Origin of the sequence: Paraburkholderia sp. RHO2, from assembly GCF_050955445.1 — a bacterium.
Lineage (GTDB): Bacteria > Actinomycetota > Actinomycetes > Mycobacteriales > Mycobacteriaceae > Prescottella > Prescottella agglutinans_A.
In genome coordinates this window covers 2,681,473-2,681,951 of record NZ_CP162617.1, presented here as the reverse complement: position 1 = coordinate 2,681,951, position 479 = coordinate 2,681,473, and the positions used below count along the sequence as shown (strand labels likewise).

The 479-nt window shown below is 62.6% G+C and carries 1 protein-coding gene; it reads right to left on the bottom strand.

Annotated elements, in window-relative coordinates; translation table 11 throughout:
- Positions 1 to 210: 210 nt before the first annotated feature.
- The gene (locus ABTV10_RS12470) at positions 211 to 444 is read right to left on the bottom strand and encodes an MbtH family protein (protein WP_433613120.1); all 234 of its coding nucleotides are present in this window, start codon (positions 442 to 444) and stop codon (positions 211 to 213) included.
- Between the last annotated feature and the right edge of the window lie 35 nt (positions 445 to 479).

Here is a 479-nt window from a genome sequence, read left to right as displayed (position 1 = left end):
CTTCATTTACTCGCCCCCTGAGAGCAGAATGCCCCGGTTGCATCGGGACCACACCATATCAAGATCCTTTCGGCGCTCGGATGGTTTCCCAGCTCCGCATCGAATCCGCGTTTGGCCTGGTAGATAGGTAAAAATGACCCTTCGGTCCGAATGGTCCGGACCCCTGTGCGGGGGTCGGATCGAGGGTGTCGCGTGGCGCGATCGAGCCGCCTAGTCGAGCGACGGATCATGCTCCCTCGCGGCCGGCGCAGTGCTCGGCCGGAGGTCGGTCCAGTTGCGGTCGATGTAGTCGACACAGGCGCGTCGGGACGCCTTCCCGTGCGCTATCGCCCAGCCGGTGGGAACGTCGGCGAACGCCGGCCACAGCGAGTGCTGGTTGTCTTCGTTCACCAACACGAGGTAGTCGGCCTCGGGGTCGTCAAAGGGACTTGATGGACTTGTCACCACTTCACCTCTCGATCGGTTTCCGATGCAGAGTG